General features: G+C 47.3%; 15 protein-coding genes. 5 read left to right on the forward strand and 10 right to left on the reverse strand.

The features are described 5' to 3' along the window. The first annotated feature begins 171 nt into the window (after positions 1-171). Together dnaK and dnaJ are read left to right on the forward strand one after the other, a co-directional pair. The gene (gene dnaK / locus AOB49_RS09450; RefSeq protein WP_062310379.1) at positions 172-2,109 is read left to right on the forward strand and encodes a molecular chaperone DnaK; all 1,938 of its coding nucleotides are present in this window, start codon (positions 172-174) and stop codon (positions 2,107-2,109) included. A 98-nt stretch (positions 2,110-2,207) separates the two neighbouring features. Then, complete coding sequence (gene dnaJ, locus AOB49_RS09455; RefSeq protein WP_062310593.1) at positions 2,208-3,341, forward strand: molecular chaperone DnaJ; 1,134 nt, start codon at positions 2,208-2,210, stop codon at positions 3,339-3,341. 15 nt (positions 3,342-3,356) lie between these two features. Here dnaJ and panB read toward each other — a convergent pair whose 3' ends face one another. From panB to AOB49_RS09485, 6 genes are all read right to left on the reverse strand, one after another. Beyond that, positions 3,357-4,172 (reverse strand): 3-methyl-2-oxobutanoate hydroxymethyltransferase, encoded by an 816-nt coding sequence (gene panB / locus AOB49_RS09460; protein WP_062310381.1) that lies wholly within the window; start codon positions 4,170-4,172, stop codon positions 3,357-3,359. A 17-nt stretch (positions 4,173-4,189) separates the two neighbouring features. Continuing rightward, a complete protein-coding gene (folK, locus tag AOB49_RS09465) occupies positions 4,190-4,717 on the reverse strand; it encodes a 2-amino-4-hydroxy-6-hydroxymethyldihydropteridine diphosphokinase (protein WP_062310384.1) in 528 nt (175 codons plus the stop codon). Positions 4,718-4,789: 72 nt separating this feature from the next. After that, complete coding sequence (gene pcnB, locus AOB49_RS09470; RefSeq protein WP_062310385.1) at positions 4,790-6,199, reverse strand: polynucleotide adenylyltransferase PcnB; 1,410 nt, start codon at positions 6,197-6,199, stop codon at positions 4,790-4,792. Then, the gene (locus AOB49_RS09475; protein ID WP_062310388.1) at positions 6,196-6,876 is read right to left on the reverse strand and encodes a histidinol-phosphatase; all 681 of its coding nucleotides are present in this window, start codon (positions 6,874-6,876) and stop codon (positions 6,196-6,198) included. Before AOB49_RS09475 ends, pcnB begins: the two co-directional genes overlap by 4 nt. A gap of 19 nt (positions 6,877-6,895) precedes the next feature. Then, positions 6,896-7,654 carry a DnaA regulatory inactivator Hda gene (gene hda / locus AOB49_RS09480; RefSeq protein ID WP_062310390.1) on the reverse strand — a complete coding sequence of 253 codons (759 nt, stop codon included), beginning with the start codon at positions 7,652-7,654 and terminating at the stop codon, positions 6,896-6,898. Between the two features lie 12 nt (positions 7,655-7,666). Further along, complete coding sequence (locus tag AOB49_RS09485) at positions 7,667-8,656, reverse strand: AI-2E family transporter (protein WP_062310393.1); 990 nt, start codon at positions 8,654-8,656, stop codon at positions 7,667-7,669. A 72-nt stretch (positions 8,657-8,728) separates the two neighbouring features. Here AOB49_RS09485 and purM point away from each other — a divergent pair, with 72 nt between their 5' ends. Then, the gene (purM, locus tag AOB49_RS09490; protein ID WP_062310396.1) at positions 8,729-9,781 is read left to right on the forward strand and encodes a phosphoribosylformylglycinamidine cyclo-ligase; all 1,053 of its coding nucleotides are present in this window, start codon (positions 8,729-8,731) and stop codon (positions 9,779-9,781) included. Here the strand turns inward: purM and miaA are convergent. After that, positions 9,778-10,803, reverse strand: coding sequence for a tRNA (adenosine(37)-N6)-dimethylallyltransferase MiaA (gene miaA, locus AOB49_RS09495; RefSeq protein WP_062310397.1), 1,026 nt, complete (start codon positions 10,801-10,803; stop codon positions 9,778-9,780). The two genes, purM and miaA, sit on opposite strands and share 4 nt — an antisense overlap. 68 nt (positions 10,804-10,871) lie before the next feature. Here miaA and AOB49_RS09500 point away from each other — a divergent pair, with 68 nt between their 5' ends. Continuing rightward, positions 10,872-11,531, forward strand: a complete 660-nt coding sequence (locus tag AOB49_RS09500; protein WP_082784136.1) for a VTT domain-containing protein — start codon at positions 10,872-10,874, stop codon at positions 11,529-11,531. A 43-nt stretch (positions 11,532-11,574) separates the two neighbouring features. Here the strand turns inward: AOB49_RS09500 and AOB49_RS09505 are convergent, their stop codons facing one another. Continuing rightward, positions 11,575-12,417, reverse strand: a complete 843-nt coding sequence (locus AOB49_RS09505; RefSeq protein ID WP_062310400.1) for a SirB1 family protein — start codon at positions 12,415-12,417, stop codon at positions 11,575-11,577. Between the two features lie 5 nt (positions 12,418-12,422). Further along, positions 12,423-13,976: a murein biosynthesis integral membrane protein MurJ gene (murJ, locus tag AOB49_RS09510; protein ID WP_062310403.1), complete on the reverse strand. Its 1,554-nt coding sequence runs from the start codon at positions 13,974-13,976 to the stop codon at positions 12,423-12,425. A 153-nt stretch (positions 13,977-14,129) separates the two neighbouring features. Here murJ and rpsT point away from each other — a divergent pair, with 153 nt between their 5' ends. Further along, positions 14,130-14,396 (forward strand): 30S ribosomal protein S20, encoded by a 267-nt coding sequence (gene rpsT, locus AOB49_RS09515; protein ID WP_062310407.1) that lies wholly within the window; start codon positions 14,130-14,132, stop codon positions 14,394-14,396. Between the two features lie 73 nt (positions 14,397-14,469). Here rpsT and AOB49_RS09520 read toward each other — a convergent pair whose 3' ends face one another. Further along, entirely contained in the window at positions 14,470-14,784 is a 315-nt protein-coding gene (locus AOB49_RS09520; protein WP_062310410.1) for a DUF3579 domain-containing protein, read from the reverse strand. Positions 14,785-14,792: the final 8 nt, after the last annotated feature.

Genomic DNA, 14,792 nt, shown 5'->3' on the forward strand with positions numbered 1-14,792 from the left:
CATTTTCAGAGGTTTTCTAGGGGTTTTTAGTCCAAAAGTGGCATAAAAAAGGCAGATTTCTGCCTTTTTTGCTTTGTAGCTCTTGAAATACTACTTTTGAACCCCATTTATCCAATATCGATTTATTTACTGTTTTACGAAATTACACAAAACTTAATTTTTGGAGCCATTATGGGAAAGATTATCGGAATTGATTTGGGAACCACGAACTCGTGCGTTTCAGTTGTTGAAAACAATGCGCCTAAGGTCGTAGAGAACGCAGAAGGTGCTCGTACTACTCCATCCATTATTGCTTACGTTGAGGACGGTGAAGTATTGGTTGGCGCGCCTGCAAAACGTCAGTCAGTAACCAATCCTAAAAATACAATCTACGCAGTGAAGCGTTTGATGGGCCGCAAATTTACTGACCCAGAAGTGCAAAAAGATATCAGCTTGATGCCTTACAAAATTGTGCAAGCGGATAATGGCGATGCATGGGTTGAGGCACGCGATAAAAAAATGGCGCCTCAACAGGTATCCGCAGAAATCTTGCGCAAAATGAAAAAGACTGCCGAGGATTACCTCGGTGAAGAAGTGACTGAGGCCGTGATTACTGTGCCTGCTTACTTTAACGATAGTCAGCGTCAAGCCACTAAAGATGCCGGTCGTATTGCTGGCTTGGATGTAAAGCGCATTATTAATGAGCCAACTGCTGCCGCATTGGCGTTTGGTTTGGACAAGCAAGATAAGGTTGATCGCAAGATCGCCGTATATGACTTGGGTGGAGGTACATTCGACGTATCGATTATTGAGATCGCAAACGTTGATGGTGAAAAACAGTTCGAAGTACTTTCCACGAATGGCGATACATTCTTGGGGGGTGAGGACTTTGACCAACGTATCATTGATTGGATCATTGCCGAGTTCAAGAAAGAGCAGGGCGTTGATTTGAGCAAGGACGTATTGGCATTGCAACGTTTGAAAGATGCTGCAGAAAAAGCCAAAATCGAATTGTCATCTGCGCAACAAACTGAAATCAACTTGCCATATGTCACTGCTGATGCAGGTGGCCCCAAGCACTTGAACTTGAAATTGACTCGTGCCAAGTTGGAGTCTTTGGTAGAGGAGTTGATCAACCGCACAGCAGGTCCTTGCTTAACTGCAATTAAGGATGCCGGCGTCAGCGTAAGTGATATCGACGATGTGATTTTGGTCGGTGGTCAGACTCGCATGCCGGCTGTTCAAGATAAGGTTAAAGAGATTTTCGGCAAAGATCCACGCAAAGACGTGAATCCAGATGAGGCAGTTGCTGTTGGTGCTGCGATTCAGGGCTCCGTATTGTCTGGTGATCGCAAGGACGTATTACTCTTGGATGTGACCCCATTGTCATTAGGTATCGAGACCTTGGGTGGTGTGATGACCAAGATGATTCCTAAGAACACAACGATTCCTACCAAGCATTCGCAGGTTTACTCCACAGCGGAAGATAACCAGCCTGCGGTAACAATTAAATGCTACCAAGGTGAGCGTGAGATGGCTGCTGCCAACAAATTGCTCGGTGAGTTTAATTTGGAAGGTATTGCTCCAGCACAACGCGGTATGCCACAAATTGAGGTGACCTTTGATATTGATGCCAACGGTATTTTGCATGTCACTGCAAAAGACAAAACTACTGGCAAAGAGAATAAGATCACCATTAAGGCTAACTCTGGTTTGACTGAAGAAGAAATCCAGCGCATGGTGAAGGATGCTGAAGCAAATGCCGATGAAGATAAAAAAGCATTGGAATTGGTGACAGCTCGCAATACTGCTGATGCATTGGCTCACTCAACTAAGAAAGCCTTGGAAGAGCATGGCGCCACTTTGGACGCTTCTGAGAAAGAAGCAATTGAGGCTGCTTTGAAAGAGTTAGATGAAGCAATCAAGGGTAGCGATAAAGCTGCAATTGAAGCGAAAACTGAAGCGCTGGGTAAAGCAAGTCAGAAGTTGGGCGAAAAAGCCATGGCTGCTGAGCAGGCTAAAGCTGGTGGTGGTGCCGCTCCTGGCGCAGCTCCCGGTGGCTCACAAGGCGCCGCTCCAGATGCAGATGTGGTTGATGCTGACTTTAAAGAGGTTGATGATAAGAAGTAATTCCATCAATTGAGATTAATTAACGCAGTTTAGAAGTAATTCAATAACAAGTCGGCCTCGTGCCGACTTGTGCCATTCAGGTTGTTGAGAGGAATTTTGTGCCTAAAAGTAAACGCGATTATTACGAAGTACTGGGTGTAGCAAAAGGCGCTAGCGATGAAGAGCTTAAGAAAGCTTATCGTAAGCTGGCGATGAAGCATCACCCAGATCGCAATCCAGACAGCAAAACAGCAGAGGCCCAATTTAAGGAAGTGAAAGAGGCTTACGAAACGCTCACTGATCCTAATAAGCGTGCTGCTTATGATCAGTATGGCCATGCTGGAGTGGACCCCTCGATGGGTGGATTTGGTGGCGGCGGCTTCGGCGGTGGCGGGTTTGCCGATGCGTTTGGGGATATCTTTGGCGATATCTTCGGACAAGGTGGCGGACGTCACTCTGGCCCTCAGGTTTATAAGGGTGCTGATTTACGCTATAACATGGAGATCACTCTTGAGCAGGCTGCGGAGGGTTACACCACTCAAATTCGCGTACCAAGCTGGAGTAATTGCAAGCCTTGTCATGGAACTGGTGCTGAGCCTGGAAGCAAGCCGGAAAAATGTACTACGTGTGATGGTCATGGCCAGGTTCGCGTACAGCAGGGCTTTTTCTCAATGCAGCAAACTTGCCCTAAGTGCCGCGGCACAGGTGAGTACATTCCTAAGCCATGCAAAACATGCCATGGGAGCGGTAAGCACAAAGAGCAAAAAACCCTTGAGATCAAAATTCCTGCGGGTATCGATGATGGTATGCGGGTTCGCTCAGTAGGTAACGGCGAGCCGGGTATTAATGGCGGGCCATCGGGCGATCTGTATGTTGAAGTTAGGGTGAAGCCTCACAAGGTATTTGAGCGAGACGGAAGTGATTTACACGTACAAATGCCCATTTCATTCGCAACCGCGACGATCGGCGGCGATATCGAGGTGCCAACACTTTCAGGTCGTGTAGAGTTTCCGATACCTGAAGGTACTCAGACAGGAAAAACTTTCCGTTTGCGTAATAAGGGTATTAAGGGTCTGCGCTCAACAATAGTTGGCGATCTTTTTGTTCACGTTGTAGTTGAAACGCCGGTGAAGCTGACTGATGAGCAGAAAAAGATGCTCCAGAAGTTTGATGAGAGTTTAAGGTCTGGTGGCGACAAACATAACCCACATCAAAAGGGTTGGTTTGATGGCGTAAAGAGTTTCTTTAGTTAAGTCGGAAAGCGCTACTTATCCAGCAAAGCCGTGTTCGGGTCCCGGAAATTTTCTAGATTTCACTTCTCGAACATAGGCTTTGACTGCGGCCTCAATGGAGGTGTGACCATCCATAAAGTTTTTGACAAACTTCGGTGGTTTACCAGGGCTAATGCCCAACATGTCTTGCAGCACTAAAACTTGACCGGAGCAGTCCGGACCAGCCCCGATTCCAATAGTTGGGATCGAGAGGGCCTCGGTAATATGTTTTCCAAGTGATGATGGAATGGCCTCAAGCACAATCATTTGCGCGCCTGCTTGCTCACATGCAATGGCTTGCTCGATCATGAGGCTGGCAGCATCTTTGGATTTTCCTTGGACCTTATAGCCGCCCAAGATATGAACCGATTGCGGTAGTAATCCTAGATGAGCGCAAACAGGAACGCTGCGCTCAACCAAGTGCCGAATAATATCGATTTGCCAATCGCCGCCCTCGAGTTTGACCATGTCTGCTCCAGCGCGCATGAGCATTGCTGCCGACTCTAACGCTTTTGCCGAATCGCCATAGCTGGCAAATGGAAGATCGGCAATAACAAAGGCGTGTGTGTTGGCGCGAGCGACGCATTCAGTGTGATACGCCATTTGTTCGATGGTGACTGGAGTGGTACTGCTGTGACCTTGAATCACGTTACCTAGCGAATCGCCAATCAGAATCGTTTCTACTCCGCAGCGATTCAATAAAGCCGACATCGTTGAGTCGTATGCGGTGAGCATGGAAATTTTTTCCCCTTCGGCGCGCATCGAGAGGAGTTTAGAAATTGTGATTGGCTTTTCGCCTTGTAAGTAACCCATGCCGTGAGTTTAATGAATTAATGGGCTGATTGGCTAGAAACTGCTTTTTCACCACAGCTGCAGTTGCGGCAAGCCAGTTTCTCGATACGCTGATCAGCCACTTGGGGGAGGTAGGCTTTTAATTCGCCTAGTTTTGGTAAGAAAAAATCCGGTGCAATTTCTAGTAAAGGCAATAGAACGAAAGAGCGTTCAATAATTCTAGGGTGAGGGAGGGTGAGTTTGGTATCTTCTTGTGAGATGCCCTCAAAAGACAAAATATCTAGATCTATCGTCCGTGGGGCGTTGGCATAAGGGCGCTCACGCCCAAATTCTTGCTCAACCGCTTGGCAGACGTGTAGGAGGCCATAAGGACTTAACTCGGTTTCGATCTCGATGACCGCGTTGATATAGTCCCCTCCAGTTGCTTGCAATGGCGCGCTTTGATAAAAACAGCTTTTAGCGAGAATTTGCAACTCACGGCGTTGGGCAAGACAAATGATTGCATCAGTGATGATCTGACGCGTGTCGCCGATATTGCCACCAAAACCGATAAAAGCTCGAGCCATGCCCATTCCAAACAAGTAATAAAACGATTCGTCACTACCGAATCTACTTTACTGAATTTTTCCCAAGCTTGCTTAGCTTGATGCACCTTCGGGGGGCGCTGCCGCTTTGGGTTTTCTCCGACGTCGACGTTTGGCAGGTGAAATGCTGGATCCTTGATTGCCGCCCTCGGTCTTGGCGCTAGCCATTAAGGCTTCCTGGCCTGCCGGATCAGATGCGATAAAGCTTGTCCACCACTCTCCGATTGCGGGATTTTGTTCGCCAGTAGCACAACGCAACAACATAAAGTCATAGCCCGCCCTAAAACGTGGAGATTCAATTAGGCGATAGGGATATCTACCAACTCGCTTTTCAAAGCGGGGTTGCATCGACCAAATTTCGCGCATATCACTTTCAAAACGTCGCTGGATTACCATGCCATTGCTTTGGCTGGCAATTGTTTCATCCATCGCATCATGAAGCGCAGGAATATTAGATATTCCTTTGGCAAGATTCTTTTTCCAATTACGTAATAAGTCAGGCCACAGTAAGGTGGCAAACAAGAATCCTGCGGAAACACTCTTACCAGATTGAATGCGTTGATCCGTATTCGCTAAAGCAATACGTACAAAATCATGGGCTTCTTTTGAAGTTTCTTTACTGTCTAGAATTTGATCGAGTAGTGGCAAGACTCCGTGGTGCAATCCAGCATCCTTTAGGCCTTGAATGGCCGCCCAGGAATATCCAGACATCAGGAGTTTTAGAATTTCATCGAATAACCTAGCAGCGGGAACGTCATGAATTAGTTTGCCCAATTTAGCAATCGGAGCACTAGTTGCGACATCTAATTTAAATCCTGTCTTAGCTGCAAAGCGAATGGCACGCAACATCCGAATTGGGTCTTCGCGGTATCGCTTAGCTGGATCACCAATCATTCTCAATACTTGCTTTTGCATGTCTGCCATACCGCCGTGATAGTCAAGGACTGTCTCGGTTGCGGGATCGTAGTACATCGCGTTGATACTGAAATCACGGCGTGCAGCATCTTCATGCTGGCTACCCCATACGTTATCGCGGAGGATGCGACCATTTTCAGCAACATGCTCCCCAGCATTTTCTAATAAGGCCCTAAAGGTAGAGACTTCAATAATCTCCGGCTGGCCCTTGCCAAAAAAAGTCACATGTACGATCTGAAAGCGTCTCCCAATGAGTCTGGCTTTACGAAATAACTTTTGTACCTGTTCCGGGGTTGCATTGGTTGCGACATCGAAATCTTTTGGGCTGATGCCAAGTGCTAAATCGCGTACCGCTCCACCAACAATAAAAGCTTCATAACCCGCTTTCTGAAGTGTTTGGGTGACTTTCACGGCATTTTTTGAAAGCAGGTGTGGATCAATGCGATGTGATTTTTTGGGAATCCGTTTTGGCGCGCCAGAGGTGTGGGCTGCTGTGTGTCGGACCATCGGGTCACGACGCAAAATGCGTTTAATAAATTTAGTAATCATGCAAACAGTTCAAGTATGGGCCAGTTGCGCTTTTTGGCTTCTTCGCGCAGGCGAGCATCTGGATTGGTGGCGACAGGGTTGCTCACTTTTTCAAGAAGCGGTAAATCATTCATGGAGTCCGAGTAGAAATAGCTATAAGGCAAATGACTCAATTCTAATTTTTGACTAGCTAGCCAATCGTCTACTCGTTGAATCTTCCCTTCCCGAAAGCTTGGGATACCTTTTACTTCCCCTGTGAAATTTGCTAAAGGATGGTCGCCTTCTGTAGCTGGTTCAGTTGCGACCAAATGTTCAATCCCAAAACTCTCAACGATCGGTCGCGTTACAAAGCTGTTAGTGGCTGTAACAACGCAACATAAATCACCTGCATCTTGATGTCGCTTGACTAGATCAATCGCCTGTTGGCGAAGTTGTCCTGTAATCACTTCCTTCATAAAAGCATCGTGCCATTCTTTGAGTTGGGCTCGGGAATGTTCTGAGAGAGGCTTTAAGGCAAAGCGTAAGAATTCCTGAATATTGAGCTTGCCATCTTTGTAATCTTGATAGAAGCGTTCATTTTGCTGTGCATAGTATTTGCTATCTACCACGCCAATGCGAGCTAAGAATTGCCCCCATTCATAGTCGCTATCGCAGGGGAGAAGAGTGTGATCTAGGTCGAAAAGGGCTAATTGGGTCACGAATTGAATATGAATTAATTTATTTTGGCTGTAGCAGCTCTCTAACCAGAGGTAGTGTGACAGCACGTTTTGTTTCTAGTGAATAAGCATCCAAAGCATCAATCAAGGCCATGAGATTGGGCATATCGCGATAAAAGCGATTTAATAGCCAAGGCAACACATCTGGCGATAAAACCAAGCCGCGCGCTTGCGCTGCTTGTTGTAAGGCTTCTATTTTCTCATCATCTCCCAAAAGATGAGTTTGAAAGATCAAACCCCACCCTAAACGGGTGCGCAGGTCTTCTCTGAGGCTTAAAGCGCCAGGGGCGGCATTGCCTGCCATAAAAATATGAACTGCTTTACTGCCCTGAATAGCGTTCAGAATGCGAAATAAAGCAGCCACCAGGCGCTCATCGAGTCGATCCACATCATCAACGGTAATAACTGAGGGCGTATCGCTCGCACAGAGGGTGGTTATTTTTTCTTCCAGGCGTACCCAAGAGATTGGCTCATTAGGGGTGAGCGGGAAGTGCTCCAAGCCCAATTCTTGAGCGGCATCGCCAATGGCGCTAAGCAAATGCGTGCGACCAGAGCCTTCTGGTCCCCACCAATAGATCCAGCGTTGGTTCAAGACATTTTCGTTGGCCTCTCTTGGGATATTCAACTCCCAAGATTTGACTAAGGCTAGCAACGCAGAGTGCAGCGCTAGATTTTCTCCAGCTAAAAAATTATTTAAGCTGGGTTTGGGTGTGTGACCGATGTCGAGCGCAAACTGTTTTGGTAGTGAAGGCTTATTCATTGCTACGGAAATTTACTTTTGATACCAAGAGCTTTGGGTATAGCGTGACCAGCCATACTGCAGAAGTACTAAGCTGACTGCGCTAGTTGGTAAAGCAAGCAGCACCCCAAAAAAGCCAAATAATTTCCCAAAGAGTAGCAATGCAAATAGAACTGCAACTGGATGTAAGCCAATACGTTCGCCCACCAAGCGAGGGGTTAAGAAAAAGCCCTCTATGAATTGCCCAAGGCCGTATATCACCAACACCCCAATGAGAGCGCTACCTGGCCCGAATTGTAAGAGGGCCGCAAGGATTGCTAGCGTAAATCCTAAGGTAATGCCGATATATGGGATGACGATCATGAGTGCGGTAAATACGCCCAGGGCTACAGCACCCTTAATGCCAATCAAGCTAAGTCCGACACTGTAAAAAATGGACATGATTGAGATGACGATGAGCATGCCTCTGAGGTATTGCGAGAGCAGGCCGTCCGCATGCATGACTAAATGATGGACCGTATTTTGTGCGCGAAGCGGAACAATCGATTTAACGAGTTTGAAAAAGTGATCCCAGTCAATCAAAAGGTAGAACATGACGAACAAGATCAAAACTGCATTGACAAATCCTGCGATAACCGAGCTCCCCGATACTAGAACTGTCTCTAGGGTAGATGACATTAAGGCATCAGAATTGTCATTAAGATGCTCGGTAATTTTTTGAGTAGCATTTGCCTTGAGTGTGTTCCAGTCAACATTGATGTGAAATTCATTGAGTTTGGGGCCGAGCCAAGATTGGGTGTTTTGGATCCAATCGGGCAATTGGGCCTTAATCAGAGGGATTTCAGTTTTCAGGAGGGCAATGAAGAGGATCAGAATCGAAAATACGATGCCTAGACCCATAATCATGGCAACGCCAGCAGCGGCTGCGCGGGGTAAATGTCGTCCTTCAAGCCATAGGCAAAGGGGGCGTAGGGCATAGGCCAGTATGAATGCGGTCAGAAAAGGGGTAAAAATCTCAGCCATCTTGTTCGAATCCTCTAGAATTCAATGATTCTACCGATCAAGTAACGTTTTCACTAATCTTCTATCTCTGCCATGACCTCATCTACCAATTCCTCCTCAAAAGGCCTTTCCTACCGTGACGCAGGTGTCGATATTGATGCCGGAGACGATTTAGTAGATCGGATTAAGCCTTTAGCTAAGAAAACCATGCGCGAGGGCGTATTGGCGGGAATTGGCGGTTTTGGCGCGCTCTTTGAGGTTCCCAAGCGTTATAAAGAACCCGTTTTAGTATCGGGTACCGATGGCGTTGGAACCAAACTCAGGCTAGCCTTTGAGTGGAACCGTCACGATACGATTGGTCAGGATTTGGTTGCCATGAGCGTGAATGATATTTTGGTCCAAGGTGCTGAACCCCTCTTTTTCTTGGATTACTTTGCTTGTGGAAAATTATCCGTAGACACCGCTGCTACTGTGGTGGCTGGAATTGCCAAGGGGTGTGAATTGTCTGGCTGCGCCCTCATTGGTGGTGAAACTGCCGAGATGCCTGGGATGTATCCTCCTGGTGAATATGATTTGGCTGGTTTTGCCGTAGGCGCTGTTGAAAAATCCAAGATCATCACTGGCGCAACAATTGCTCCTGGTGATGTTGTTTTGGCGATTGGTTCGAGTGGCGCACATTCCAATGGCTACTCTCTCGTACGCAAAATTATTGAACGTGCTGGTGCTAAGCCAACGGATGATTTAGGCGGTCGCTCTCTAGGCGATGTGGTGATGGCCCCTACAGAAATTTATGTAAAACCGCTTCTCAAATTGATCTCTGAGATCAATGTGAAAGGTATGGCCCATATTACTGGTGGTGGTTTGGTGGACAACGTTCCCCGCGTACTTCCAGAAAATACTCAGGCTGTTTTGCATCGCGATAGTTGGCAAATGCCGGAGCTCTTCCGTTGGTTGCAGATGAAAGGCGGTGTTGCTGATGCGGAGATGGTGCGCGTCTTTAACTGCGGCATTGGCATGGTGGTGATTGTGGCTGCCGATCAAGCGGAGACTGCAATCAAATCTCTGAAGGCTGAGGGCTTAAATGCCTGGACTGTGGGTGAGGTTGTGGAGCGTCCCGCTGGCGCACCTCAAACTATTGTCATTTAAGGCCGAAATCGCCCCCAGGCTTTTTCCAAACTGTTTTTGCAATATTCCATGGCCCCCTTTAGTTCTTCTGGGTTAAAGGGGTCAAAGGTTTTTCTTCCTGAAATCGCCCGCAACCAAGTGAGTTGTCGTTTACCAAGTTGCCTAGTGGCAGCTAATGCCTTGTAGCGCATTTCTTCGAAATTGGTTTGCCCATCTAAGTATTCCCAAGCCTGTCGATAGCCAACAGATCGGATTGCTGGCAAGTCTGCGTGAAGCTGAGGATTTTTTCTCAAAGCCTGAACCTCTTCAATGAAACCACTGACAAGCATTTCATCAAATCGTTTTTCAAGGTTTTGATGTAGGCGTGAGCGATCACTGGGTTCTAGCGAAACAAGATTGATCCATTCGGGAATAGATGACCCCTCTCTACCATCTTCGCTTGGTGAGTCTGCTAGCAATGCAGACATTGGCTTGCCAGTAATTTCATAAACCTCAAGGGCGCGTTGAACGCGTTGCGAGTCATTGGGTTGAAGTCGTGCGGCTGCCTCTGGATCGACCTTGGTTAATTGCGCATGCATTGCAGGCCAACCAATAGCTTTGCCTTGCTCTTCTAGACGAGAGCGAATTTCTGGATTGGCAGGCGGGAGTGAGGATAGGCCATGAGCCCATGCTCTCCAGTACAGCATCGTGCCACCCACTACTATTGGAATATTTCCACGCGCCAAGATTTCTTGGCATAAGCGTTTGGCATCATTTGCAAAACGTGCTGCTGAGTATGATTCAGTCGGCTCCAAAATATCAATCAAATGATGGTGAACGAGGGCTTGTTCTGCTTTGGTGGGTTTGGCGCTACCAATATCTAATCCGCGATATACCAAGGCAGAGTCCATGCTGATGAGTTCAAGGGTTGCGCCAAGAGACTTTGCGTATTCCGCCAAAGACATGGTGAGGTGCGTTTTGCCTGAGCCTGTAGGACCAACAATGCAGAGAATGGGTTCGTGGTCTAAGGCATGCTGAGGCTGAATGTAGGGTTCAGTTTGCATAGCTCATTATAAGAATGAAATCTCCTGGTAACTAGTGCTGAGCCTGTTAATATCCTCTCAACTCATAAATGGAGCGCAAGTTGATCGATACCTTATTGCAGTTGGGAGATTTGTTGTTGCACATTGATCGCCATCTCGATGTGGTGATTCAGCAATATGGAAATTGGGCTTATGGCCTGCTATTCGCTATCGTTTTTGCGGAAACTGGCCTAGTGGTAGCCCCCTTCCTGCCAGGTGACTCTTTGCTATTTATCGCAGGGGCTTACTGCGCTACAGAGCATTTTAATTTATGGACTTTGTGTATCGGTTTACTCATCGCTGCAATCGCTGGCAATACCGTGAATTATTTCATCGGTCGATGGATCGGTCATCGTATTTTTGCGAGTGAATCACGCTGGATTGATCAGGCTGCTTTACGCAAGACCCATTCTTTTTATGAAAAGCATGGCGGCAAAACAATTATCGTCGCTCGTTTTCTGCCGATCATTCGCACCTTTGCACCATTCGTTGCCGGTATATCGGAAATGAATTTTTCTCGCTTTCAGCTATTCAATGTCACTGGTGCAGTGTTGTGGGTATTTGGATTGGTGGTTGCAGGTTATTTCTTTGGCAATATTCCGATCATTCGCCAAAACCTGAATGTCATTGTATTAATTGGAATTGGCGCTGCAGCCATTCCGATTGTTCTTGCAGCGTTATATAAGATTTTTAAGCGTAAGACAAAGTAAGCGATTGCAACTCCTTCGGAAAGGAGTTGCTCGTAGTCATCACTTAGTGCAACTTGGTTTGACTCTCGAGTGTGGCGATATGTTCGCGAATATCTGCAGCATCATCTGCCCCGGGCATTTCAGTGAGATAGCGATGCATATCCGCGAGTGCGGGACGCACATACTCTAGTTGGGCGAAGATAAGTCCACGGTCACGAATTTCTTCCATCGAGTCGGGCAACAAAATGACGAGACGTTCTTGTATCCCGAGTAAACGTTCCCAGCGCTCATGCTCGGAATAAATCATTTTGAGATTTCTTAAAAAGCGAGAGAGGATTTCTCTGGCGCTTGAGGCGCGCAAGAAAAGATTGAGAGGTAAGCTTAGTTCACCGCGATAGCCCTTGGCATCCAGGTAGGGATCAAGCATCTCTTGTAATTGGTTCTTTGAGAGGGATTCGCCTGTCAGTGGATCCATGATGATTTCTCCTTGTTGCAGGGAGATGCGCATCATAAAGTGATTGGGGAAAGAAACCCCACGAATATTTAAGCCAATCTGTTGGCCTAATTCCATCATCAGAATTGCTAAGGAGATTGGAATGCCACGACGATTTTCAATGATCTGATGGAGATAAGAATTCTCGGGCGCGTAAAAGTCATTTGGATTTGGCCCAAAGCCGAGCTCAGTGTAAAAGAAATGCTTTAGCAACTGCAGGCGCTGAATTGGTGGTGTATCTGGTGTAATGCGTTGCTTGAGTTTGTTGCCCCACTGATCAATTTGATCAAGTACACCCTGCACATCCAAATCGGGATAGGCATGTTGCGCTATCGCGACCGCAGCCTCGGTGAGGGGGAGATGCTCATCTTCCGCAACTAGGGAAGTAAAGTAGTCAAGTTGTTGTGTTGGCATAAGAGCTATTTTGCATGACGCAGGAATTTTTGCCAGCGAATTCCTACCAAAGCTAATGCCGCAAAGTAAACAACTGCCGCCCCGGTCAACCAGGCGCCGACCAATCCAATTCTGAGCCAGGGGCTTGATTGAAGGGCAATCCAATCATGGGAGCTTGCAGCGAAATACAAGAGTAGCGAAAAGGGAGCCAAAGCAAGCAAAAGCTGACCTAAATACTTGGGCCATGCAGAGTTGGGTAGGGCGCCGCGCCTATGGAGCCCTACCCATAAGAGTGTTGCATTTAAACAAGCGCCAGTGCCAACGGATAGGGCTAAGCCGGCATGGCCCAGCCAAGGAACAAAGGCTAGGTTGGCTAATTGCGTCGCCACCAACACAAGCAAACCAATTTTTACTGGGGTGCGAATATCTTGGCGTGAGTAAAAGCCGGGTGCCAATATTTTTACCAAGATAAGGCCAATCAGGCCAACTCCATAAGCTGCTAATGCTCGCTGTGTCATCAGAACATCAAGGGCATTAAATTTTCCGTAGTGATATAAAACTGCCGCGAGTGGCTCGCCAAAAATGAAGAGGGCAATAGCGCAGGGGGCTGCGAGTAAGAATGTGAGTTGTAGACCCCAAACTAGTAGTTCGCCAGCATGAACCAAATCATTTTTTGCATTCGCTTTACTGAGGCTTGGAAGTAGAACGGTTCCTAATGCGACCCCTAAAAGCGCTGTTGGAAATTCCATCAATCTATCTGCATAAGATAGCCACGAGACGCTACCTGCTTGTAAGCGGGAAGCAATATTGGTATTGATGATCAGGGAAATTTGAGCAACCGATACGGCAAATACTGCGGGCCCCATTAATTTAAGTACGCGCCTAGCATCTGGATTTTGAATGGCCGCCCAGATCGCTCCGGACATCAGTCCTATTCTTGGCAACAAGCCCAAACGTGATAGCGCCGGAATTTGAATGGCCAACTGCAAGACCCCTCCCAGGAGAACGCCAATACTTAAAGCGTAAATCGGTTGCTCGAGATGGGGTGCCAAAAAGATGGCGCTACCGATAAGGGCTAGATTTAGTAAAACGGGGGTAAATGCCGGAATCGCAAAGCGACCAAAGGTATTGAGGATTCCTGCTGAAAGGGAAACCATTGATATCAGGCCAATATAAGGGAACATGATGCGGGTCATTAAAACGCTAGCCTCGTAGGCAGGGCCACCTTTAAATCCCGTGGCAATGGCCAAAATGAGCAGTGGCGCCCCGATAACGCCGAGTAGTACCGTGAGGAGTAGCGCCCAAAATAAGAGGGTTGCAACCGCATTTACGAGGATTTGGGCCTGTTTTACGTCCCCTTTACTGGAAATTTCCCCCAAAATTGGCACAAATGCCTGGGAAAATGCCCCTTCCGCAAAGAGGCGGCGAAGCAAATTTGGCAGTCTAAAAGCCACGTTGAAGGCGTCAGTCCACTCTGAAGCCCCAAAACTACGGGCAATGAGCGTTTCCCGAAGCAGTCCCGTAATTCGGGACAGCATCGTCAGGGAGCTGACCTTGGCAGCAGCAGAAAGCAGATTCATGGGTCAATTTTCCCCTATTTATCAAGCGACTGGGCTTTTTTAGTCCTTTAATGTAAAATCTTGGGTTTTGGTGAGTCAGCTTACAAATTTGGCGAACCCACACAGAATTTCAGTTAACCGTATTTTGTAATTTTTATATAGCAAGGTTTAAAGATGGCCAATACCGCACAAGCGCGTAAACGCGCACGGCAGGCAGTAAAACAAAACGAACACAACTCAAGCTTGCGTTCAAAGCTACGTACTTCCATTAAGGCAGTTCGTAAAGCAATCGAAACTGGTGATAAAGCTGCAGCGGCTAAAGTTTTTGCAGCAACTCAATCAACAATCGATAAGATTGCTGACAAGAAGATTGCTCACAAAAATACTGCAGCACGTCAGAAGTCACGTTTGTCTGCAGCTATCAAGGCGATGGCAGCGTAAGACGTTTTTAGTTTTAGGCAGGTCTGAGATGCTCAGGCCTAAGCCCGCTCCTGATCAGAGCGGGTTTTTGTTTTTAGGACTGGGTTTGTGGCTGAGGTTCAAACTCGCATGCTTCTTCAATTGGCAGGCTATTGTCTTTAGCAAAGTTCATGACAAAGTCGAGCGCCCTTGGATCAAGCTCTCCCAGTCTGGTATCAATAACAACGCATTTCACTGTTGCAATCACCACTGGCCTGACATAGGGTGAGTAAGTGAAGCGGGGGTCGCCGGCATCGCCTGGTGGGCGAAAAGTGGCCATTACTCCGCAAAGACGTTCGGCCCAGTCGCTGGGACGAAAAGGTTTGCCCGAAGTGGTAATGCCTTGAATGAAAAGCTTTTTGTGGTTCAAGTTGGCGT

Source organism: Polynucleobacter sinensis (assembly GCF_001595985.1).
In the GTDB taxonomy this organism is placed as follows: domain Bacteria; phylum Pseudomonadota; class Gammaproteobacteria; order Burkholderiales; family Burkholderiaceae; genus Polynucleobacter; species Polynucleobacter sinensis.

What these genes read in the sequence shown, in the direction of transcription:
- dnaK (WP_062310379.1), top strand. Translation starts at nt 172, where the DNA reads ATGGGAAAGATTATCGGAATTGATTTGGGAACCACGAACTCGTGCGTT.
- panB (WP_062310381.1), bottom strand. Translation starts at nt 4,172, where the DNA reads ATGGGTTACTTACAAGGCGAAAAGCCAATCACAATTTCTAAACTCCTC.
- folK (WP_062310384.1), bottom strand. Translation starts at nt 4,717, where the DNA reads ATGGCTCGAGCTTTTATCGGTTTTGGTGGCAATATCGGCGACACGCGT.
- pcnB (WP_062310385.1), bottom strand. Translation starts at nt 6,199, where the DNA reads ATGATTACTAAATTTATTAAACGCATTTTGCGTCGTGACCCGATGGTC.
- hda (WP_062310390.1), bottom strand. Translation starts at nt 7,654, where the DNA reads ATGAATAAGCCTTCACTACCAAAACAGTTTGCGCTCGACATCGGTCAC.
- AOB49_RS09485 (WP_062310393.1), bottom strand. Translation starts at nt 8,656, where the DNA reads ATGGCTGAGATTTTTACCCCTTTTCTGACCGCATTCATACTGGCCTAT.
- purM (WP_062310396.1), top strand. Translation starts at nt 8,729, where the DNA reads ATGACCTCATCTACCAATTCCTCCTCAAAAGGCCTTTCCTACCGTGAC.
- miaA (WP_062310397.1), bottom strand. Translation starts at nt 10,803, where the DNA reads ATGCAAACTGAACCCTACATTCAGCCTCAGCATGCCTTAGACCACGAA.
- AOB49_RS09500 (WP_082784136.1), top strand. Translation starts at nt 10,872, where the DNA reads ATGGAGCGCAAGTTGATCGATACCTTATTGCAGTTGGGAGATTTGTTG.
- AOB49_RS09505 (WP_062310400.1), bottom strand. Translation starts at nt 12,417, where the DNA reads ATGCCAACACAACAACTTGACTACTTTACTTCCCTAGTTGCGGAAGAT.
- murJ (WP_062310403.1), bottom strand. Translation starts at nt 13,976, where the DNA reads ATGAATCTGCTTTCTGCTGCTGCCAAGGTCAGCTCCCTGACGATGCTG.
- rpsT (WP_062310407.1), top strand. Translation starts at nt 14,130, where the DNA reads ATGGCCAATACCGCACAAGCGCGTAAACGCGCACGGCAGGCAGTAAAA.